General features: G+C 63.5%; 17 protein-coding genes, 2 other RNA genes and 3 pseudogenes. 11 read left to right on the top strand and 11 right to left on the bottom strand.

Annotated features, from left to right (window positions below; genetic code table 11):
- Window positions 1-35: 35 nt before the first annotated feature.
- A pseudogene (locus KWO_RS01455) lies at window positions 36-973 on the bottom strand (efflux transporter outer membrane subunit); the annotation flags it as partial.
- Between the two features lie 60 nt (window positions 974-1033).
- Here KWO_RS01455 and KWO_RS23490 point away from each other — a divergent pair.
- Window positions 1034-1276, top strand: a complete 243-nt coding sequence (locus KWO_RS23490) for a winged helix-turn-helix domain-containing protein (protein ID WP_017113255.1) — start codon at window positions 1034-1036, stop codon at window positions 1274-1276.
- Between the two features lie 166 nt (window positions 1277-1442).
- Here the strand turns inward: KWO_RS23490 and purU are convergent, their stop codons facing one another.
- The gene (gene purU, locus KWO_RS01445; protein ID WP_033006651.1) at window positions 1443-2294 is read right to left on the bottom strand and encodes a formyltetrahydrofolate deformylase; all 852 of its coding nucleotides are present in this window, start codon (window positions 2292-2294) and stop codon (window positions 1443-1445) included.
- A 17-nt stretch (window positions 2295-2311) separates the two neighbouring features.
- Here purU and KWO_RS22380 point away from each other — a divergent pair, with 17 nt between their 5' ends.
- Window positions 2312-2455, top strand: coding sequence for a hypothetical protein (locus KWO_RS22380; RefSeq protein ID WP_010369074.1), 144 nt, complete (start codon window positions 2312-2314; stop codon window positions 2453-2455).
- Window positions 2456-2513: 58 nt separating this feature from the next.
- Here the strand turns inward: KWO_RS22380 and KWO_RS01440 are convergent, their stop codons facing one another.
- A complete protein-coding gene (locus KWO_RS01440) occupies window positions 2514-2906 on the bottom strand; it encodes an XVIPCD domain-containing protein (protein ID WP_010369076.1) in 393 nt (130 codons plus the stop codon).
- Window positions 2907-3156: 250 nt separating this feature from the next.
- Between KWO_RS01440 and KWO_RS01435 the strand changes: the two genes are divergently transcribed.
- Window positions 3157-3232: non-coding RNA, sX9 sRNA (locus KWO_RS01435), on the top strand.
- Window positions 3233-3260: 28 nt separating this feature from the next.
- Here KWO_RS01435 and KWO_RS01430 read toward each other — a convergent pair.
- The 4 genes from KWO_RS01430 to KWO_RS01415 are packed head-to-tail and all read right to left on the bottom strand — an operon-like array spanning window position 3261 to window position 6852.
- Complete coding sequence (locus tag KWO_RS01430) at window positions 3261-4139, bottom strand: NAD(P)-dependent oxidoreductase (RefSeq protein ID WP_010369078.1); 879 nt, start codon at window positions 4137-4139, stop codon at window positions 3261-3263.
- Window positions 4140-4174: 35 nt separating this feature from the next.
- The gene (locus tag KWO_RS01425) at window positions 4175-5293 is read right to left on the bottom strand and encodes an NADH:flavin oxidoreductase/NADH oxidase (RefSeq protein ID WP_010369080.1); all 1119 of its coding nucleotides are present in this window, start codon (window positions 5291-5293) and stop codon (window positions 4175-4177) included.
- A gap of 60 nt (window positions 5294-5353) precedes the next feature.
- The gene (locus KWO_RS01420) at window positions 5354-6235 is read right to left on the bottom strand and encodes an NAD-dependent protein deacetylase (protein ID WP_010369082.1); all 882 of its coding nucleotides are present in this window, start codon (window positions 6233-6235) and stop codon (window positions 5354-5356) included.
- Window positions 6232-6852: a TetR/AcrR family transcriptional regulator gene (locus tag KWO_RS01415; RefSeq protein ID WP_010377214.1), complete on the bottom strand. Its 621-nt coding sequence runs from the start codon at window positions 6850-6852 to the stop codon at window positions 6232-6234. The genes KWO_RS01420 and KWO_RS01415 overlap by 4 nt, the downstream gene beginning before the upstream one ends.
- Window positions 6853-6938: 86 nt before the next feature.
- Between KWO_RS01415 and KWO_RS01410 the strand changes: the two genes are divergently transcribed.
- Window positions 6939-7658, top strand: coding sequence for an SDR family NAD(P)-dependent oxidoreductase (locus KWO_RS01410; protein WP_010369086.1), 720 nt, complete (start codon window positions 6939-6941; stop codon window positions 7656-7658).
- Window positions 7659-7861: 203 nt separating this feature from the next.
- On the opposite strand, the gene KWO_RS01405 is transcribed toward KWO_RS01410, so the two are convergent.
- Window positions 7862-9142: an MFS transporter gene (locus tag KWO_RS01405; RefSeq protein WP_010369090.1), complete on the bottom strand. Its 1281-nt coding sequence runs from the start codon at window positions 9140-9142 to the stop codon at window positions 7862-7864.
- A gap of 96 nt (window positions 9143-9238) precedes the next feature.
- Here KWO_RS01405 and KWO_RS01400 point away from each other — a divergent pair.
- From KWO_RS01400 to KWO_RS01390, 3 genes and pseudogenes are all read left to right on the top strand, one after another.
- Window positions 9239-10127 (top strand): annotated as a pseudogene (locus KWO_RS01400) (LysR family transcriptional regulator).
- Between the two features lie 558 nt (window positions 10128-10685).
- Window positions 10686-11391, top strand: a pseudogene (locus tag KWO_RS01395) (NYN domain-containing protein).
- A 297-nt stretch (window positions 11392-11688) separates the two neighbouring features.
- Window positions 11689-12834, top strand: coding sequence for a DUF4236 domain-containing protein (locus KWO_RS01390; protein ID WP_017113256.1), 1146 nt, complete (start codon window positions 11689-11691; stop codon window positions 12832-12834).
- Window positions 12835-12867: 33 nt separating this feature from the next.
- Here the strand turns inward: KWO_RS01390 and xopG are convergent, their stop codons facing one another.
- Entirely contained in the window at window positions 12868-13509 is a 642-nt protein-coding gene (gene xopG / locus KWO_RS01385; RefSeq protein ID WP_010379957.1) for a XopG/HopH/AvrPtoH family type III secretion system effector, read from the bottom strand.
- 1050 nt (window positions 13510-14559) lie between these two features.
- On the opposite strand from xopG, the gene KWO_RS01375 reads away from it, so the two are divergent.
- A non-coding RNA gene (locus KWO_RS01375) (sX9 sRNA) lies at window positions 14560-14634 on the top strand.
- Here KWO_RS01375 and KWO_RS01370 read toward each other — a convergent pair.
- The gene (locus KWO_RS01370) at window positions 14629-15441 is read right to left on the bottom strand and encodes a TatD family hydrolase (protein WP_010379955.1); all 813 of its coding nucleotides are present in this window, start codon (window positions 15439-15441) and stop codon (window positions 14629-14631) included. The genes KWO_RS01375 and KWO_RS01370 overlap by 6 nt on opposite strands.
- Before the next feature lie 301 nt (window positions 15442-15742).
- On the bottom strand, window positions 15743-16660 hold the full coding sequence (locus KWO_RS01365; protein ID WP_010379953.1) for a LysR family transcriptional regulator: 918 nt from the start codon (window positions 16658-16660) through the stop codon (window positions 15743-15745).
- 127 nt (window positions 16661-16787) lie between these two features.
- On the opposite strand from KWO_RS01365, the gene KWO_RS01360 reads away from it, so the two are divergent.
- The 3 genes from KWO_RS01360 to KWO_RS01350 all read left to right on the top strand — a co-directional run bounded on the left by KWO_RS01360 (window position 16788) and on the right by KWO_RS01350 (window position 20500).
- A complete protein-coding gene (locus KWO_RS01360; protein WP_010363900.1) occupies window positions 16788-17840 on the top strand; it encodes an aromatic ring-hydroxylating oxygenase subunit alpha in 1053 nt (350 codons plus the stop codon).
- Between the two features lie 17 nt (window positions 17841-17857).
- Window positions 17858-18817: a PDR/VanB family oxidoreductase gene (locus KWO_RS01355; protein WP_010379951.1), complete on the top strand. Its 960-nt coding sequence runs from the start codon at window positions 17858-17860 to the stop codon at window positions 18815-18817.
- Window positions 18818-19186: 369 nt separating this feature from the next.
- Window positions 19187-20500: an NCS2 family permease gene (locus KWO_RS01350; RefSeq protein WP_010379948.1), complete on the top strand. Its 1314-nt coding sequence runs from the start codon at window positions 19187-19189 to the stop codon at window positions 20498-20500.
- Window positions 20501-20532: the final 32 nt, after the last annotated feature.

Here is a 20532-nt window from a genome sequence, read left to right as displayed (position 1 = left end):
CGGTGCGGGCGCTGGCCATCGCGTTGCAACCGGCGTTAGCCTTGCATGGTCGGCGCCGGGGCTTGGGTTGATACCACGGCCGATTGTGCATCGGCACCGCCACCGAGCACCTTGTACAAGGTCACCCGATTGCTCGCTTCGGTGAGCCGCAAGCTGATCAGTGTCTGCTGCGCGCTGTAGAACGTGCGCTGTGCATCCAGTGCCACCAGATAACTGTCCACGCCATTGCGATAGCGCGCATCCGATAGGCTGAAGCCACGTTGTGCTGCCGCCACTATGGCGCGCTGCGCATCCATCCGTTCTTCAAGTTGCATGCGTTCGGCGAGCGCATCAGCCACTTCACTAAAGGCGGTCTGGATCGCCAGTTCGTACTGCGCAACGGTGATGTCCTTTTGAGCCTGGCCACATCCAACTCGGCCTTCAAGGCACCGGCGCGGAAGATCGGCAAGCTCACGCTGGGCGAGAACGACCATGTGTGGTCGCCATCGAACAGATTGGATAACGCGTCGCTGCCGCGCCCGACATCGGCGGTCAACGAGATGGTGGGGAATAACGCCGCGCGTGCTGCGCCGATATCTGCATTGGCGGCCTTGAGCGTGTGTTCGGCCGACAGCACGTCCGGGCGCTGCAACAACACACGCGATTCCAGCAGCGCAGGCAATGGCGCCAGCGCTACACCGGTCTCAATCGCATCGCTGTCAGGCAGTAACGCAGCCGGCACCGATGTGCCCACCACCAGATTCAAGGCATTGCGCGACTGCGCCAGCTGGGTGGAGTAATTGGCCACGTCAGCGCGCGCGCCTTCCACGCTGGTCTGGATCTGCGCCAGATCCAGCCCGGAGACGATCCCGTTATCGTGCTGCAACTCGGTCAGACGCAGCGTCTTGCGTTGGCTGTCCAGCGTTTGCTGCGCGAGCGCCAGACGCTGTTGATCGGCGGCCACCGTGAGTCAGTCGTTGGCCGCCATCGCCACGATCCCAACGGCGCGCCAGCGCCGGGCCTGCGCATCGATGAACACGCCTGCCGCGCCAGCGTGCATGGCCGCGACCTGGATCTGACCCAGGTCGAGTTCCGTCTGCTGCGCACCCTCGCCGCCGCGCCCGGCCGTGTCTACTCGCGCGAGCAACTGATGGGCCGGCTCTACGCCGACCGCCGCATCGTTACCGACCGCACCGTCGACAGCCATGTCAAAAACCTACGCCGCAAGCTCGCCGATGCGGGCGGCGAGGACTGGGTCCGCTCGGTGTATGGCGCGGGGTATCGCTTTGAGCCGTGAAAGGGGAATTGGGAATGGCGAATCGTTAGAGCAGAAGCGTTGCGCTGTTGAGTGATCTTTCGCCTACTCCCGCTTTTGACTCCCCTCGTTTCACTTCAAATTGTGAAACGTGCGGAGCAAGGCTACCGCCTTTGATTTTGCAACTCCCCATTCCCCATTCCCGGCCTTACCGAAATACCACCGTGCGATGTCCATTCAGCACGATGCGATGTTCGACGTGGCGGCGCACCGCACGCGCGAGCACCAGCGATTCGGTGTCGCTGCCCAGGCGTATCAGGTCGCGTGGGGTCATGGCGTGGTCGACGCGGGCGACGTCCTGTTCGATGATCGGACCTTCGTCCAGATCTTCGGTGACGTAATGCGCGGTGGCGCCGATGATCTTGACCCCGCGCGCGTGCGCCTGGTGATACGGCTGCGCACCCTTGAAGCTGGGCAGGAAGCTGTGATGGATATTGATCGCACGCCCGGCCAGTGCACGGCACAGTTCCGGCGACAGGATCTGCATGTAACGCGCCAGCACCACCAGATCGATCTGCAGGTCGTCCACCAACGTGAGCAGTTGCGCTTCCTGTGCGGCGCGCGTGTCGGCGCTCACCGGTAAATGATGGAAGGGGATGCCGTAGGAGGCGGCCAGCGCTGCAAAATCGGTGTGATTGGAGACCACCGCGGCAATTTCCACCGGCAGCTGCCGGCTATGCATGCGGAACAGCAGATCGTTGAGGCAATGGCCCTGCTTGCTCACCAGCACCAGCAGGCGCGCGCGGCGGCGGGCATCGTGCAGTTGCCAGTCCATCTGGAATTCGTCGGCCAGCGCCGCGAAGCGCTGTTCGAGGGCGGCAATCTCGGTCTTTGCCGGCTTGTGGAAATGCACGCGCAGAAAGAACCGCCCGCTTTCGTCGTCGCCGAACTGCTGCGCGTCGAGAATGTTGCAGGCCAGATCGAACAGCAGCCCGGTCACGCGATAGACGATACCGGTGCGGTCGGGGCAGGACAGGGTGAGGATGTAGTCGGAGCGCATCGGCGCAATGATAGCCAATGCGCGACATCACCGACGCAGTGCTTGCGTCGGTAACTTTTTTAGCGCGAACGGGCGCCAAGGTCTGGTATGCAACGCTGCAGCGTTTGACCGATGCGTCGTTGCTGCCTTACGTCCGTGCTGCACACCGCGTGTTTCGCTGAGACGTGGTGCTGGAGTCGATCGCGCGGCGCAACCGCATGCGCGATTCCACACACGTACTCAGCGCGGCGGCAAACGCAGCATCAGCCGCCGATTGATCTCGTCCAGTTGTGCAAGCGACGCGTCCACCGACGTCTGCATGGCTTCCTGCGTGGTGATGTGCGCACGCAGATGCGCGGGGTCGGACAGCTCGCCACGCACCAGGAACACGTTCTCGCCAACTTCGCCGAGGTGGCGGCTGAGCACCACGTAATCCACCTGATCGAAGCCATGCTGCTTGGCCAGCGGCAGCAGACGCGCGGCCATGCGCTCGCTCGCCTCATCAACAGGCTTGCCCAACTCGGCATCCAGCACGCTCACCGCTTCGCGGATCTGTGCGAACAGATAGTGGTCCGGGTGCTCGGGATGGTCCGGGCCTACCGGGCCTTGGGCGATGACCGGAGCGTCGGTCATCGTGTGTCACCGGCGCAAGCCAGTGCGCGCGGTGCGCGCGCGGTCGAACCGAACGTGATATGCAGGTGTCGCATCGCATCCTCCCTGGAGCGGCGGCTGTCACGAGCCGGCATTTTAGAAGGTCTGCTGCATGGTTAGGTGAGCAAGCGGTGGGCTGCCGTGCTTTGAAGCGAAGTGCCTTGTGCAGGGCTAAGCGCAGCTAACAAAAAAAGCGCCGGCCACGCGCGCGTGGGCGGAGCTCGGAAGCGGCATGCACCACGCGTACACCCCAGTTCCTGCGCGCCTTCCACGCCCACCTGACGACTGCTCACTATGTTGTGTTAACCGCTCCAAATCCGCTTTGCGGCAGCGCGATCAGGCCACCTGCCCTGCCCGCCGCGCCGAAACTTCCGCCAGCACCGCCCAGTCTGCATTGCCGTCGCCATGCGCGATGGCCTCGTCCAGGCCGGCGCGCAGCAATTCTCCCAACGGCATCGGCACCTCCTTATCGGCACCGGCCTGGATGGCCAGGTCCACATCCTTGCGACCGAGCGTGGCAGTGAAGCCGGCGGGCAGGTACTCGCGTTGCATGATCAGACGGCCATAGCCCTGGTAGGCGGGCGCGGCGAACAAGGTGCTGGTGAGCATGCCCAGAAACTGCGTGGCATCCACGCCGTGGCCGCGTGCCAGCGCACTGGCTTCGGCCATCGCACCGATGGCGCTGGCCAGGCAGAAATTGGCGGCCAGCTTCACTGCATTGGCCTGCTCCGGTGCGCGACCGATGTGCCAGGTCTTCTGCCCCAGCACATCGAACATCGGCTGCACGCGTGCCACTGCGGCTTCATCGCCGCCGGCCAGAATATTGAGCTTGCCGGCTTCGGCCACCTCCACGCGCCCAAGCACCGGCGCGGCAACGTAGGCCACACCGCGCTCGGCATGCAGCGCGGTCAACTCATGCGCCAGCGCCACCGAAATGGTGGCCATGTTGACGTGCACACTGCCCGCCGGCAGCGCGTCCAGCACGCCGCGTTCCAACAAGGTCTGGCGCACTGCGTTGTCGTCGGCCAGCATCGAAAACAGCAGTGGGCCGTGCGCGGCGTCGCGCGGTTGCTCGACCACCGTGACGCCAGCGTCGCGCAGCGGCTGGGCACGTTCGGGCGAGCGGTTCCACACGCTCAGTTCGAACCCGCCGCGCACCAGGTTGTGCGCCATCGGCAGGCCCATCGTGCCCAAGCCCAGAAATCCTATCGGCATGCGTTGTCCTTGTTCGGTATCACGTCAGGGGTGGATCAATTGGCGAACACGCCACGCGCATCGCGTGGCTCGCAGCGCAGGTATTGTGGCGCCGGAGTGACCGACGCGCCCAGCGCTGCGGCGGCATGCCACGGCCAGCGCGGGTCGTACAGGATGCCACGCGCCAGCGCGATCGCATCGGCTTGGCCTTCTTGCAGAATCGCCTCGGCCTGCGCCGGCTCGGTGATCAAGCCCACACCAATCACCGGCGTGCTCACTGCTGCGCGAATCTCCTGCGCGAACGGAATCTGATAGCCCGCCTGCAGCGGAATCTGCTGGCGCGGATCGAGCCCGCCGCTGGAAACATGGATGTAATGCGCACCGCGTGCATCCAGCGCCTTCGACAAGGCGATGCTCTGCTGCACATCCCAACCGCCTTGGACCCAATCGGTGGCCGAGATACGCACGCCAATGGCGATTTTTTCCGACACTGCCGCACGCACCGCGTCGAAGATGCGCAACGTCAACCGCATACGATTTTCCAGCGAGCCGCCATACGCATCGCTGCGCTGGTTGCTCAGCGGCGACAGGAACTGATGCATCAAATAGCCATGCGCGGCGTGCAGTTCGATCAACTCCAGGCCCAGGCGCTCGGCACGTTTTGCCGATGCGACGAAGGCGTCAACCACGGCATCGATCCCCGCCTCATCCAACGCTTGTGGCACCGGCTGCTCTGCGCGGAACGGTACAGACGATGCAGACACCGTCTGCCAGCCATGCGCGTGATCGGGTGCGATGGCCTCGCCGCCTTTCCATGGCAGATCGGTCGAAGCCTTGCGGCCGGCATGTGCCAGCTGGATGCCGATCGGCATCGGCGACCAGCGCCGCACCGATTGCAACACCTCACCCAAAGCCTGCTCGGTGGCGTCGTCGTACAGGCCAAGATCGGCGTAGCTGATGCGCCCTTCCGGCACCACTGCGGCCGCTTCGAGAATCAGCAGGCCGGCACCGGATTGCGACAACGTGCCCAGATGGATGCGATGCCAATCGCTGGCGCGGCCGTCCTGTGCCGAGTACTGGCACATCGGTGCAATGACAATCCGGTTGGCGAGCGCAAGCGGGCCGAAGGTAATGGGGGAGAACAACTGGCTCAAGGCGGCATCCACAACTGACACGGGGACGCTTATTGCACTGCGCCGCGCGCGTCAGCACAACTGCTGCGATGGATCACTGCGTCATGCAGAACGCGCACTGGCGTCATTGACGCTGCGTACACGCGGCAGGTCCGGCGGCCCGTGCAGGAATGCCAGCGCCTGCGCGCACGACTGCTCCACCTTCAACGTCAGCAGGTCGTCGGCGCGCGTGCGCCCGAAATTAAGCGCGGCAATCGGCAAACCGTTGCGTGCCGCGGTCTGCGCGAAGCGAAACCCCGAATACACCATCAGCGATGACCCTACCACCAGCACCGCGTCGGCGGCCTGCAGATGCGCAAATGCGCGCTCCACCCGCTCGCGCGGCACGTTCTCGCCGAAGAACACCACATCCGGCTTGAGCACGCCACCGCACACCGGGCACAGCGGCACCACGAAATGCTCGAAGGCCACATTGTCCAGATCGGCATCGCCATCGGGCGCCTGCGCGGCCTCCAGCTCCGCCCAACCGGGGTTGGCCTGCTCGAGCAGCACTTGGAAGTCGGTGCGTGGCATGCGGCGCTCGCAGCCCATGCAACGCACCACATCCAGCCGCCCATGCAGATCGATCACCGCCTGACTGCCGGCGGCCTGATGCAGGCGGTCCACGTTCTGGGTGAGCAGCACTTCCAACTGGCCACGCGCTTCCAGCGCAGCGAGCGCGTGATGGGTGACATTGGGTTGCGCCAGGCCAAAGCGCGGCCAACCGACCAGGCTGCGTGCCCAATAGCGCTGCCGCGTGGACAGCTCGCCCATGAAGGCCTGAAACGTCACCGGCTGCGGACGCTTCCAGCCGCCTTGCAGATCGCGATAATCGGGAATGCCCGAATCAGTGCTGCAACCGGCGCCGGTCAGCACGAACAGACGCTGATGGCGCTCGATGAAGTCCTGCAGTGCGTCGCCGTCGTGAACCCTCGCCGTACTCATCGTGCAACTCCGGTGGCAACGAGATAACTGTGCAGCAACACCACCAGTTGCGCCTGTAGCGGTGCAACACGCGCGGCTGGCGCACCATCTTCCAGCAGGCTTCTCAGCGGCCCGGTGATGGCCGCCATGCCGATCTCCGCGACTGCCTCGCAATCGTCGAAACGTATATCCGACGTGGTAGCGAGCGCGGCTGCAAATGCCTGCTGCGAGCGCTTGCGCGCCTGCGCTCCCAATGCCGCACCACCATGCAGTTCGGAGATGGCATACAGCGCGCGTGAGACATCCACGTGCTGCAACTTGGCGTGCACAAACGCATGCACCAGCGCCTCGCATTGCTGCGCAAGCGTACGCCCGTGCTGTTGCGCGCAGGCCTGCTCCACCGCGTGGGTCACCGCCTGCAAATACCAGTCCAGCACTGCGGTCAACATGGTCTGCCGGTTCGGGTAGTACTGATACACGCTACCCACCGAAACCCCGGCACGTTCGGCCACGCGCGTGGTGGTGCAGCCTTTCAGTCCTTCAGCCACCAAAACCTGAATGCTGGCCTGGCGAATGACCTCCACAGTGGCGCGCGAACGCGCTTGCTGCGGGGATTTACGCGTTTTTTGCAGCGGCATAGAGGTGCTCACGAATGCGAATGTACACATTGCGGGATGACACCTAGTCTGGGGGGACTTCTCCGCGATTCCAAGGAACTGCCCGCATGTCCGCTTCCACACCGGTTGCATTGATCACTGGCGCCAACAAAGGCATTGGCCTTGCGCTGGTCGCCCACCTCGCCTACGCCGGCTGGACCGTGTACCTGGGCAGCCGCGACCCTGCACGTGGCGAAGCCGCACGCAGCAAGCTGCGCACTCCAGACAACGTGCACGTGCTGCCGCTGGATATCACCGATACCAACAGCATCGCTGCAGCGGTAGCGCAGCTGCAGGCAACCGGCACCGCGCTCGATGTACTGGTCAACAATGCTGCGGTGATTATCGATGACGGCACGCCCGCCACCGCGACGCTGGACAACCTGCGCGCCACCTACGAGGTCAATCTGTTCGGCCAGGTCGCCATCACCCAGGCACTGCTGCCAGTGCTACGCGCCGGCACGCTCAAACGCATCGTCAATGTTTCCAGCGATCTGGGTTCGTTGTCGTTGCAGGGCGACCCGGGTTATCGCTATCACGCAGTCAACGTGCTGGGCTATTGCTCGTCCAAGACCGCGCTCAACGCCTTCACCGTGTTGCTGGCGAAGGAGTTGCGCAACGAAGGCTTCGCGGTGAATGCAGTCAATCCCGGTTACACCGCGACCGACCTCAACGGACACACTGGCCCCAATAGCGTGGAGCAAGCGGCCGCCACAATCGCACATGTGGCGATGTCCGAACTGGGCACGGGCGGGTATTACACCGAAGGTGGACGCTTGGCTTGGTGATGCGACCAACCAGCGGTAGGCTGCTGCGCGCGGCTGGTTCGCGCGCATGCCCGGCCGTCGACACAACGATCTTCTCTTGCCCGACGTCGATGCGCGCCCTCACGGGAAATCACCGCCGATGTTGAGCACGCGCGCGCAGACCACGCGGGTGATATCCAGATCGGCCATGTTCGATGACGGATGACCGCATCGGTCGCGCTGCATCACTCGCCGCGCGCAGGATGCGGCGCAAACCGGCCATAAGGACGCGCATCGTCGGCACGTTGGCGCAAGATGTAGGCGGCCGCAAAAGCAATCGCCAGCAGCGTCAGGCACATGCCGACCAACGCGTCCCAGCCGCCGTGTTGCCAGAACCAGCCACCCAGCGCGCCGATCACGCTGGAGCCGGCGTAATAGGCCAGAAGATACAGCGACGCGGCATGGCTGCGATGCGCACCACCCAGCCGGCTGACCCACGCACTGGCGGCCGAATGCGCGATAAAAAACCCAATCGTCAGCAGCACGATACCGGTCACCACCACCGCCAGCGCGTGCGCCAAGGTCAACGCCACGCCCAGCAGGCACAGCACGATGCCGGTCGTAACCACCGGACCGCGCCCGAACCGGTCCGAGGCCGCACCGGCCACCGACGAACTGACGATGCCGAATACATAGGCGCTGAAGATCATGCCGATCTGGCTTTGGCTCAAGCCGAATTCCGGCCCACCCAGGCGAAAGCCGGCGTAGTTGTACAGGCACACGAACACGCCCATCAACAAAAAGGGCAGCGTGAACAGAAACGGCAGATTGCGATCGCGTAGATGCCCGGCCCAGGCGCGCAGATGGAAGCGCAGGTTAATGCCGTGCCGACGCACGAAATTGCGAGACGGCGGCAGCAACCAGAAGAACGCAAGCGCGCAAAGAAGATCAAACACGCTTAACACTGCCAATGCGGTGCGCCAATCGGTGTGGTCGGTCAGCACGCTCATCACGATGCGCCCGCTCATGCCGCCGAAGGCATTCCCGGCCACATACAAGCCGGTGGCCGCACCCATCTTGTTGGCCGGCAATTCTTCGCCCAGATACACCATCGCCACCGCCGGCACCCCGCCCAGCGCGATGCCGGACAAAGTGCGCACCACTACCAGCGCACCCCAGTGCGGCAGGAAGGCAGCGATGAGGTTGAGCACCGCCGCGATGGCGATCGACACGAACATCAGCCCGCGCCGGCCGAGGTTTTCCGACACCGCGCCGGCACAGAAGATCGCCAGAGCCAATGCACCGGTGGCCAGCGACAACGGCAGCGAGGCGGTCGCTGCGTCCACATGGAAGGCACGCGCGAATTCCGGCAACACCGGCTGCACGCTGTACAGCAGCGAGAAGGTGGCAAAGCCGGCCAGAAACAGCGCCAGACGAATGCGCAGCGCTGCCGGTGCGTGGGCGCCGGCGTCGGAACTGGGGGATGGCTCGGGCAGCGGACCCGGATGGCGATCGGAGGAAGACACAGGCGCGCACTTGAAACGTGAGACGGCGAATATTCGCCCGCCACCACCCCCTGTCCAATATATGATGGTAGCAGTTGCCATATCTGGAATAGATGAATGGAGCTGCGCCACCTGCGTTATTTCCTGGCGGTTGCCGAAGAAGGCAACTTCACCCGTGCCGCCGCGCGGGTGGGCATCGGCCAGCCGCCGCTGAGCCAGCAGATCCAGACTCTGGAACGCGAGCTGGGCACGCCGTTGTTTCGGCGTACCCACAGCGGCGCCGAGCTCACCCCAGCCGGCGAGGCGTTTCTGGGCGAAGTGCGCCGCGTGCTCGCCGACGTGGAACGTGCCGCCGAGACCGCACGCCGGGTGGCGCGTGGCGAGTCTGGACGGTTGCGCCTGGGCTTCACCGCCTCGGCCGCCTTCAGCCCGGTGGTGCCGCGGTTGATTCGCGATTTCCGCCGCAAGTGGCCGCAAGTGGAGTTGCTGCTGGACGAGACCAATACCGCCAGCCTGCTGGTGGGCTTGGCCGAAGGCAGGCTGGATGCGGCGTTCGTGCGCTACGGGCTGAGCACGCCACCGGATTTGCGGCTGCTGCGCTTTGCCGACGAGCCGATGAAGATCGCCGTCCCCGCCGCGCACCCCCTGGCCACGCGCAGCAGCGCCCCATTGGCGGCGCTGGCCGGCGAGCCGTTCATCCTGTTTCCGCGCAGCTTCGGCTCGAGCCTGTACGACGAAATCCTGGCCGCCTGCCGCGAATCCGGCGTGACCCTGCGCATCACCCAGGAAGCGCCGCAGATGTCGTCGATCATCAATCTTGTGGCCGCCGAACTGGGCGTCTCGGTGGTGCCCGCGTCCACTGCGCAACTGCGGCGACCCGGCGTGCGCTATCTGGATATCGAAGGCCATATGCCGCTGGCGCGCCTGGCCCTGGCTGCGGCGCCGGGCGCGTTGGAGAGCACAACCGTTGGTGCGGCATTTATGGGCGTTGGCGGAAGTGCTGTGAGCCAGGCTGATCTTGAGCCGACAGCACCACGGCCATCGTAGGAACGCACGCGTGCGCGACGTGGCTCTCCCGGTAACGCCCTTTCGCGCACGCGTGCGCTCCTACCTGCCACCAGGCGAAAAGATGTTGGATTGCGTTGCCCACCACCAGCGATGGCGCTGGTTCTCTTGAGCCGAGATCTGATCAACACCCACTCAGCCACACCAGCCGCCGTTGATCCTGTCGAAGCGCACATGCCCGCGATGCCGCTTGCCTAGTGCCGTCGTCGCGGCAAAGGCCTCCACCGTAGACAGCGCAAGCACGTGGCCAGCGCGCACGCCCCGGCACTGGCGAGGGCGGCGAGGGGCCTGGCGGACATAACGGCCAATTCCACGCAGTCGGGGGGCGGGTCTTTCCTCCGCACGTGAACCAAAAGTATTCCAGATGTTGCATAGCCCGGGCGCATCCGTTACAGTCCTCTCACCACTCCTCCCTTGTCGCCCCCATTAAGTTAGGGTAACGGCTTGGGACGAAAAAACCGCCGCAAGGCGGTTTTTTCATGCGCGCAGGAAGCTCCGTGTGACCATCGCCAAAGCGACTGCCGTCTACATCGATGGCTACAACCTGTACTACGGACGCATCCGTGGGACTGCATTCAAGTGGCTCGATGTGGTCGCACTGTTTGATCGCCTCCTGCATGACCAAGACCCGAGCACCGAGCTGCTGCACGTCCGGTATTTCACAGCGCCGGCGCTGGGTCGGTTTGCGACCAACAAGCAGGCTTCGGAAATCGCGCAAACAACGTATCTGCGCGCCTTAGCACACACCCACCCGCAGCGATTTACCACCACATTAGGCAAACACAGCTGGGACAAAGGCGGAGCCTTTCTGGCGGAGTTTGTCAGCGGCCAGCCGTATGATCGGACGCGCCGGGTGCGGGTCTGGAAGCTCGAAGAGAAACAGACCGATGTGAACCTGGCGCTGGCCATGTATCGCGATGCGGCGTCGGGGCGCTATCAGCAGTTGGTGGTGTGCTCCAACGATAGCGATATCGCGCCGGCCCTTGCGGCGATCCGCGAAGCCTTTCCAAAGATTTTGTTAGGGGGTGGTCACGCCTCGCAAGCCGCCTGTCGATGGTAAGGCGGACAGAAGAGTCAGCGTCTCGCTGTCGAGCTACGCTGACTGGACACGTCACTACATCTTGGATGATGAGCTGGCCGCAGTTCAGCTTGCCACGCGCGTTCGTACTCCTGGCAAGCCCATCGACAAGCCGGGGCATTGGTGAGGATGAGTTCAAACCCTCGTACAACTACAACCGCACTCCCCGAGACGGTCGGCGCACGTCTGGTGACGGAGCGAAAGCGCCTCGGCTTTACTCAAACCGAAATGGCCGAGCGCTGTTCTGTCACTCGGTGGGCGCAGCTGAATTTCGAAAAGCACACCAATCTACCGGGTGGCGCGTATCTCATCGCTGCGCACCACATTGGCGTAGATATCCTCTATGTCCTGACGGGGACACCGCCATCGTATAAACGCTGATCGGCGCGCTGCTGGCCAACGTCACCGGCAACTCGGCATAGGGATGGATGACATGGGGCTTGAGTTCAGGCAATCGTTTGAGGTGTTTCCAGGTGTTAGGCTGAACCTGTCCGGTAGCGGCATCACCGCCAGCTTCGGAGTAGACGGCGCGACAGTGAATGTCGGGGCTCAAGGGGTCCGCAGCGCGATCGGCATTCCGGGCTCGGGCCTGTCCTTCACAACGAGCCACTGCTCGCCATCAGGCTCGCCGACGCCGCACGCGTTCGTGCCAACTCAAGGCTACGCTCCAACCTACGCCCCCGTGCAACCCATGCGCGAAATCAACAGCGCGTCCGTTGAACGGCTTACAAGTCATAGCTTGGTCGAGGTTCGCGACCTGATTGCCAAGGCCCGATCGCAGCGGAAGAAAGTCGATCAGGATTTGGCGGAGGCGCAGGCGACCCATCGTGCCGAGTCGGCCGATCTGGAACGGCGACAGCGAAGTTGGTTTCGGTGGTTCATGAAGCGGCGCATTGCCGAGCTTGAGGCATCGGTGCAGGAAGCGGCTGGCGAGGTCCAGCGACTTGTGGAGTGGCAGAGCCTCACGTACATCGATATGTGCTTCGAAGCGAGCGACGCTGCGCAGCGCGCTTATGGTGCGTTGGTCGGGGCTTTTGAAGCGCTGCGGCAAAGCAAGGCGATTTGGGATATTACCTCTGATCGGGACACAGATCGCGTGCGTGAGCGAACCGCAGCCTCTCGGACGCTGGATCGGAAGCCGGTTCAAATTCATTTCTCATCGTCCGAATTGGTGCGGTTTGCCGGCCATGCGATGCGGTTCGGCAACATCAATGGTGAGGACATTTTGATTTATCCAGGGGTGGTGATCATGCCGCGCGCAGATGGCGCGTTCGCCCTTATCGAGCTTCGAGAGGTTGACCTTCAATACCACGTCGTTGGCTTCCTTGAGCATGAGGTCGTGCCACCCGACGCTGTCGTCGTGGGGCAGACATGGGAGAAGGTGAATAAGGATGGCTCGCGCGACATGCGCTTCCGGGACAACGACCAAATCCCGATCGTCCAGTATGGACGCTTGCTGTTCACCAGCCCGGGAGGCGTTCAAGAGGAATATCAGTTTTCTAACGCTATCGCGGCAGGCGAGTTTGCCCGAGCATTCGATACTTACAAGGTGGCGTTGAGCGCGCAGTGATCAACCCCGCAGGATCCTGATCGATATGCAGCCTCACCTGCCGTGAGGCTTATATTTTTTGCGGATCGGTAGCCCATGCTCCTGCCTGATCGAGTTTTCGCTCGGTTGCCCGGTCTTTCGATATTCGTATTTCCCGACGCCGACGGCCCTGAGTTCCTCTTTACCGGCTTCGGATGTTTCGTCGTAGCGATCTCCACCCTTGCAGGCTTTCGACGTGCCTGCCAATAGATGCTGAGCATGGATAAGCTCGTGTGCAAGAACTACAAACGACTCCTCAGGATTGGAGCCAAGACGAAGAGGGGAGCCGTTTGAGTTCAGTTCGATATTACTATGCGGGCTCCATTCTATGATGGCGTTGCATCCCTTTCCTTTTCTTGCCCGTTCACTGGCGAGCGCTTGGTTATCGGCGAAGGTCCTAGGATCATATTTTTCGACCTCGCTCGCGCTGAGGACAGCTCTGGTGTTGGGCTGCGCTTCAGCGCCTATCTCTGCTATGGTCACTTTTCTATTCTTGCGAGCGCTAATAGCGCTCAGACCTTGAAGAAGGGCGCTGCCCGAGTTGCCTGCCGCAATCTTCTCAAGCGCTGATTCAACTTGGTTCTTGTATGGCTCTTCTCGAGCGCTTGTCTGAGTGGAAATATAGATTCCTGGAAAGTTTGTTTGACCGATTGGCATGTCGAGTATGTATCGTTGTTTATGGACTGACACCCGGATGGTAATTGCGAGCAAACAAGCACATTGCCGGTATGTGAAATTCTGTCATCAATGGCGAATGGATGATCCAACTCGGACTACGTGGGGTTCGTCGAGCCTGCGCTGTCGTCAAGCAGAGCCGGTCGGCGTTTTACTACCAGCCTCGGGACCATGATGTCCCAAATCCCATGGCATGCCTTCCTCCGGGATGTTATCGCTCATGCGCCGGCACCGACGGTGTGGATGGCGGCATGCATCTCACCTACATTGAGACTAGCTAGCCTGGAGCCTGAATCGCTTGTTGATGTTTGCGTCATTTGTAGTTGACGGAAGCGTCAGGAGTGGCCGAGATAGCGCCACTGCCCTTGAGCAGTTACAGGCTCTCCCGACCCAGTGTATAGGGGGAGCTGGCCACCTTCTAAAGAAGGTCCCACCCAGAGTGGGGTTAAGAGACTCCGGCCCGCACTACCATGCTGTTAACAAAAAGCGTGCTCACGCGGGCTTTTTGCTGTCTGCTCACTTTGTGTTGACAAAGACGTCTATCAGCTTTGTAGCAGCCGAGCGCGCAATTTGCTCGTCCATGTCTAGACGGACATAAGCGCTTTCAACAACGAGCAATAAGAGATTTCGTCCGCGCGACACGCGAAACCAAATGGAGTAATGCCCTTCGGGTGTGACGCGCTTCACGGCGAAATGATTGTGATGCCGTGTTGGATAGACATTGCGTTGATCTAGGGCGGCGATTAATCGCGGCAACTCCTTACTGTCCTCGTAGCGTTTCGGGCAGAACACCCCTGCCGGATCCGGGCACACCATCCGCGCATACCACCTGACCTCAACTGCGATTGAGGTCGTTGCCCTGGGCCGACGGCCTGCGCGTCAGCGTGGATGCCACAGCCCGGCCTGCGCCTGCGCGATGCGCAAGGCTGGGAATTGCTGGCAGCCTAAACCGCAGCGTAGCCCAACCCGCTTGGAGCCGCGAGCAAGACGACTGCGCTCACCGTCAAGAAACTTGGCAGTGCGCGTTGCGGCATGTACCACGAGTGCGCTGCGCTCCCTGCGCGCCGCCCGCACCCGCTTGATGTCTGCTCGCTACGTTTGTCAGCCGCTCTTGGCGCTGGCCGGCTCCGGCAAGCGGAAGAACACACGCGCTGCCGCCGTGCTGTTGGCGGCGGTCACGGCAACGTCTTCGCCACGATGGCGCGCGAGTTCTTCGACGATATGCGACAGGAACATCGGCTCGTTGCGACGGTCCTTGGGCATCGGCTTGAGTGTGCGCGGCAACAGGTACGGCGCATCGGTTTCGATCATCAAACGATTAGCCGGAATATTGCGCACCAGCTCGCGCAAATGCGCACCGCGACGCTCATCGCACAGCCAGCCGGTGATGCCGATGTAGTAATCGCGGTCCAGATACGCAAACAATTCTTCGCGCGTGCCGGTGAAGCAGTGCACCACCGCCGCACCCAAGCGGCCTTCGAAGCTGCGCATGATGGCGATGAAATCCTCATGCGCGTCGCGCTGGTGCAGGAACAACGGCTTGCCGTTGTTTGCAGCCAACTGCAGCTGGCGTTCGAATGCCTTGTGCTGCGCCGGGCGCGGCGCAAAATCGCGGAAGTAATCCAGCCCACACTCGCCCACCGCCACCACCCGCGGATGCGCCTGCAGGGTGCGCATTTCTGCTTCGCATTCGGCAGTGAATTCCACTGCGTGATGCGGATGCACGCCGGCGGTGGCGTACAGAAATCCGGGGTGTTGCTGCGCCAGTTGCAAGGCCAGTGGCGAATGCTCGCGGCTGGCGCCGGTCACCACCAGCTGCGCCACGCCGGCATCGCGTGCGCGTTGCAGCACCGCATCGCGATCGCGGTCGAACGAGTCATGGGTGAGGTTGGCGCCGATATCGATCAATTGCATGCTGCGGGTGTCGTGTGGGGGTGAGCCGGGTAAGTGTAACGAGCGGCGCGGTTTGCATGCCTGCTCGGTGAGGGTCGCTGCGCGCCTTACCATCACCCCAACCCGCAGGGCAGGGGCTTGGGCTTCCTTCTCCCATCGGGACATTGTCCCCCTTCATGGGGGAGAAGCTGGCGCGTAGTGCCGGAGGGAGCCTCACGCATCTGCCAGCGCCTGCAGTGACAAACGCGTCGCCACACGCCTGAAGAAGTGACGCAGCGGCTGCTACGCCCATACCTTCACCCCTGTTCAACAGGGAAAGCGGTTACCCCACCGCCGGCACCGACATCGCATCGATCTTCGCTGCCAGCGCCTGGATCGCCAGTTGCGCCGAGCGCGACAGTTGCCGTTGTGGGGCCACGCACAGCGCCAGCGTCATCGGTTTGGTCAGGTGCTGGCGAAACGGCACGAACGCCAAACGTCCGTCGGCCACGTCGGGGGCGGCATCCAGCCACGACATCAGGCCCACGCCGGCGCCGGCACGCACCAGGCCGCGCAGGGTGCGCACGTCGTTGCAGTGGGTGAGCCGCTTCACGTCGATGTGCTGGCGCTGGTACAGCACCTTGGCGTGCTCGCCGACGATCAACGGGGCCGCCGGCAGCAGCAGGCGGTGTTCCAGCGTCTCGCTCAGCTGCAGCTCGGTGCGGGTGCTCAACGGGTGGCCCACCGGCATCGCAATGCCTAGCGGAATGTCCGCAAACGCGCGCACTTCCAGGTCCACGCTGCTCACCGGGTCCAGCAGCAGGCCGATATCCACGTCGGCCGAGGTCACCATTTCCATCACGCGCTGGTTGCGTGCGGTGGAGAGGTTGAAGGTGATGCCGGGGTACTCCTGCACCAGCGCCGCCACCGCCGCCGGCACCACGCCTTCGCTGAGCGCGTCGATCATGGCGATCTCCACATGTCCGCGGCGCAGGCCCTTGAGCTCGTCGAAGCGCTCCAGGGTGCGCGCGTAGGCCTTTTCCCAGCCGCGCACGTCCACCAGCAGCAGCTCGCCGGCGGCGGTGAGCCGCAGCCGGCCGGGCAGGCGTTCGAACAGCTGCGCGCCCAGCTCTTCCTCGGCCTTGAGGATCTGCCGGTCGATCGCAGAGGCCGACACGTGCAGCACGTCGGAGGCCTTGCGGATGCTGCCGCAGCGGGCCACTTCGATGAAGTAACGGGTGAAGCGGGAAAAGGTCAGCATGCGGCGGGGCTCTGTTGGCGTTGCATTTTTTGCAATGGCTAGACGGAAAAACGATGTTTGATCACACACCCCCGGCTTCCTAGAGTCAATCCGGCACCGCTCCCGCCCTGTGCCAGAGACCGCCCCCATGGATGTCGCCGTCCCCGCTCTGCCGCTGCACTGCACCTTCGAGGCCGCCGATTGGCAGCGCCTGGCCCAGCACTGGCACGCGGTGGCGCTGAGCAGCGAGGTGAGTGAGGCGCCGTTCAAGGCCACCTTGCTGGACGAACCGCTGGTGCTGTACCGGCTGGGCAGCGAGTTGGTGGCCGCGCGCGATGTCTGCCCACACCGCGGCGTGCCGCTGAGCATGGGCACGGCTGACGGCGGCGGGGTGGTCTGCGCCTATCACGGCCTTCGCTTCGGCAGCGGCGGGCGCTGCAATCACATTCCTGCCAGCCCCAGCCAGAACATCCCGGCCAAGATGCGCCTGCATACCTATGCGGTGGCCGAGCGTTACGGGTTGATCTGGGTGTGCCTGGCCAAGCCGGCCGGGGTGAGCGATGCGGAAATCCAGATTCCGCCGATGCCGGGTTGGGACGAAGAAGGCTTCCAGCAGATCGTGTGCCCGGCCTTCGACATCGGCGGCAGTGCCGCGCGCCAGCTGGAGGGGTTCATCGACGTGGCGCATTTCGCCTTCGTGCACACCGCCACGTTTGCTCAGCCGGACAAGCGCGAAGTGCCGGCCTATACCACCACCGAAACGCCGACCGGCTTCAATGCCGATTACCTGAGCACGGTGGCCAATTATTCGGTGGACATGCCGCTGCCGGAGGTGGCGCCGGACTTCCAGTGGCTGCGTCACTTCGAAGTGCATCTGCCGTTCACCGCCACGCTCACCATCCACTTCCCGGTGCCGGGCAAGCGGCTGGTGATCATGAATGCCGCAAGCCCGGTGTCCAAGCACAAGACCCGGCTGCTGGTGCCGATTGCGCGCAATTTCGATACCCATCTGCCGGTGGAAGACGTGCACGCCTTCAACTTGCGCGTGTTCGAAGAAGACCGCGCGATGGTGGAAGCGCAGCGGCCGGAATACCTGCCGCTGGACCCGCTGCTGGAAGTGCATATTCCCGCCGATCGCAGTTCCATCGCCTATCGGCGTGGGCTGCGTAGCCAGGGCTATAGCGACTTCTTCCTGCGCTGACGACCAAGGACACTCGTATGAGCCTGCATGAAGTGCGCGTTGCCGAGGTCGTCGATCAAGGCCACCGCCAACGCGCGATCCGGCTGGAACCGGTGGGCGCGCAATTGCCGGCATTCGAGGCCGGCGCGCACGTGGACCTGCATCTGCCGGATGGCTTGATTCGCCAGTATTCGATCGCCAGCGCACCGCATGTGCGCGACCACTATTTGCTGTGCGTCAAGCTGGCCGATGCCTCGCGCGGCGGGTCGCGGCATCTGTGCGAACAGCTCGCACCGGGCGATCGTCTGCGCATCTCCACGCCGCGCAATCTGTTTCCGCTGCATCCGGGCGACCGCCATGTGCTGCTAGCGGCCGGCATCGGCATTACCCCGCTGCTGTCGATGGCCGAAGCACTGGAGGCCCGCGGCGAGCCCTTCGTACTGCATTACTATGCACGCCGGCATGCGGATGTGGCGTTTTCGCAGCGGCTGCAACAAGGCTTTACGCATGGGCAGGTGCGCATGCACCTAAGCGATGGCGGGCAGAGCCCGCGTGTGCATGTACCCGAAGAACTGGGCCAGGCGCGTGCACGCGATCAGCTGTATCTCTGCGGGCCGGCCGCGTTCATGGACCACTTCACCGTGCTGGCAAAAGCGCATGGCTGGACGGTGGCGCAACTGCATCGCGAACACTTCGCTGCCGCCGCGCCTAGCGTTGCCCATGATGCCGACAGCGCATTCGAAGTGGAACTGGCCGCCAGCGGACGTGTGGTGCAGGTGCCGGCTGATTGCAGCATTGCCAGCGCCCTGCTCGATGCAGGCATTGAAGTGCCACTGTCGTGCGAACAAGGCATGTGCGGCGCGTGTCTCACCGGCGTGCTGGCTGGCACGCCAGATCATCGTGACAGCGTGCTTAGCGACACCGAACATGCCACCAATCGGCAGATCACCGTGTGCTGCTCGCGCAGCCGCTCGCCGCGGTTGGTGCTGGACCTTTGACCGCTGTCTACGCGGTGCATCTGCGCCTGTTCCGTAACGTCGCGCTGGCGGAGGACTTGCTTGCGCCCAACAACGGCGCGCAATGTGCCGCGCAATCCGTTCGCGTGCGCGCTGCAATGCGCACGTCAGCCAAGGCACATACAGCGCGACAATGCGTGATATCGCCGCCTAAAGATTCCGCGCTACGTTTTGTGAGTTCTCCTCGCACCAAAATCCGTGCCCGATGTCCGTGGCAAGCGCAGCACAACAGGGCAAGATGGGCAGTCCGCGCCAGTGCGCTGCTGCCGCATGCCGCCCCATATCGATGAGATGTCTACCGATGTTCGTTTGTCCTGCCGTCAACCCACTCCCCGCCCCGAGCGCACGCTGATGCGCTGGCCGGGTTTTGCGCTCGCCGCCAACGGCAGCACGGTACGCACGGAGGTGCTGGCAGGTGCCACCACCTTTCTGACCATGGCGTACATCGTCTTCGTCAATCCCGACATCCTGGCCACCACCGGCATGGATCATGGCGCTGTGTTCGTGGCCACGTGCCTTGCCGCCGCGCTCGGCTCGCTGTTGATGGGCGTGCTGGCCAATTACCCCATCGGCATGGCGCCGGGCATGGGCTTGAACGCGTTCTTCGCTTTCAGCGTGGTCGGCACATTGGACTACAGCTGGCAGCAGACGCTGGGGCTGGTGTTCGTTTCCGGCTGCATCTTTTTGCTGCTCACCGTCACTGGTGCGCGGCGATGGTTGGTGGATGGGATTCCACCCACTTTGCGCAGCGCCATTGCGGTGGGCATCGGCTTGTTTCTGGCCTTGATCGGGCTGCAGAAAGCCGGGCTGGTAGTAGCACATCCGCAGACCTTGCTCACGTTGGGCGATCTGCATCGGCCCGAGCCGCTGCTTGCGCTGGCCGGCTTGCTGCTGATCGGCGTACTGGAACTGCGCCGCGTGCGTGGTGCCATGCTGCTCGGCATTCTGGCGGTGACCGTGACTGCCCTGGCACTGGGGTTGGTGCACTACACTGGCGTGCTGTCGCTGCCGCCGAGCCTGGCCCCTACGTTGTTGCAGTTGGACATCGTCGGCGCGCTGCACGGCCATGGCGGCAGCGGCGCGCTCGCTACAGTGCTGCACGTAGTGTTGGTGTTCGTGCTGGTGGAAATGTTCGACGCCACCGGCACGCTGATGGGCGTGGCACAACGCGCCGGTCTGCTGCATACGCCCGCGCAGCGCCACCAGTTCGACCGCGCCCTGCTTGCCGACAGCACCGCCATCCTGGCCGGCTCGCTGCTTGGCACTTCCAGCACCACCGCCTATGTGGAAAGCGCCGCCGGTGTGCAGGTGGGCGGGCGCACCGGCCTCACCGCGCTGGTGGTTGCCGGCCTGTTTCTACTCGCGCTGCTGTTCTCGCCGCTGGCCGCGATGGTGCCGGCCTACGCTACTGCACCGGCATTGATCTACCTGGCCTCGGTGATGCTGCGCGAATGCACGCAGATTCAGTGGGACGATGTGGGCGATGCGTTGCCGGCGGCCATCTGCATGCTGGCCATGCCGTTGACCTATTCCATTGCCACCGGGCTGGCGTTCGGCTTCATCACCTATGCGGCGCTCAGACTCGGCAGTGGGCGCTGGCGCGGTGTGCACCCGGCCACCTGGGCGATCGCGGGATTATTCGTGTTGCGCTATGCGCTGGAATGACCGGCGGCGTCGCGCGCGCGACGACCTGCAGG

This window comes from Xanthomonas vasicola pv. musacearum NCPPB 4379, from assembly GCF_000277895.2.
GTDB lineage: Bacteria > Pseudomonadota > Gammaproteobacteria > Xanthomonadales > Xanthomonadaceae > Xanthomonas > Xanthomonas vasicola.
The sequence above is the reverse complement of the archived record's forward strand: the minus strand, read 5'-3'. Positions and strand labels throughout refer to the sequence as shown.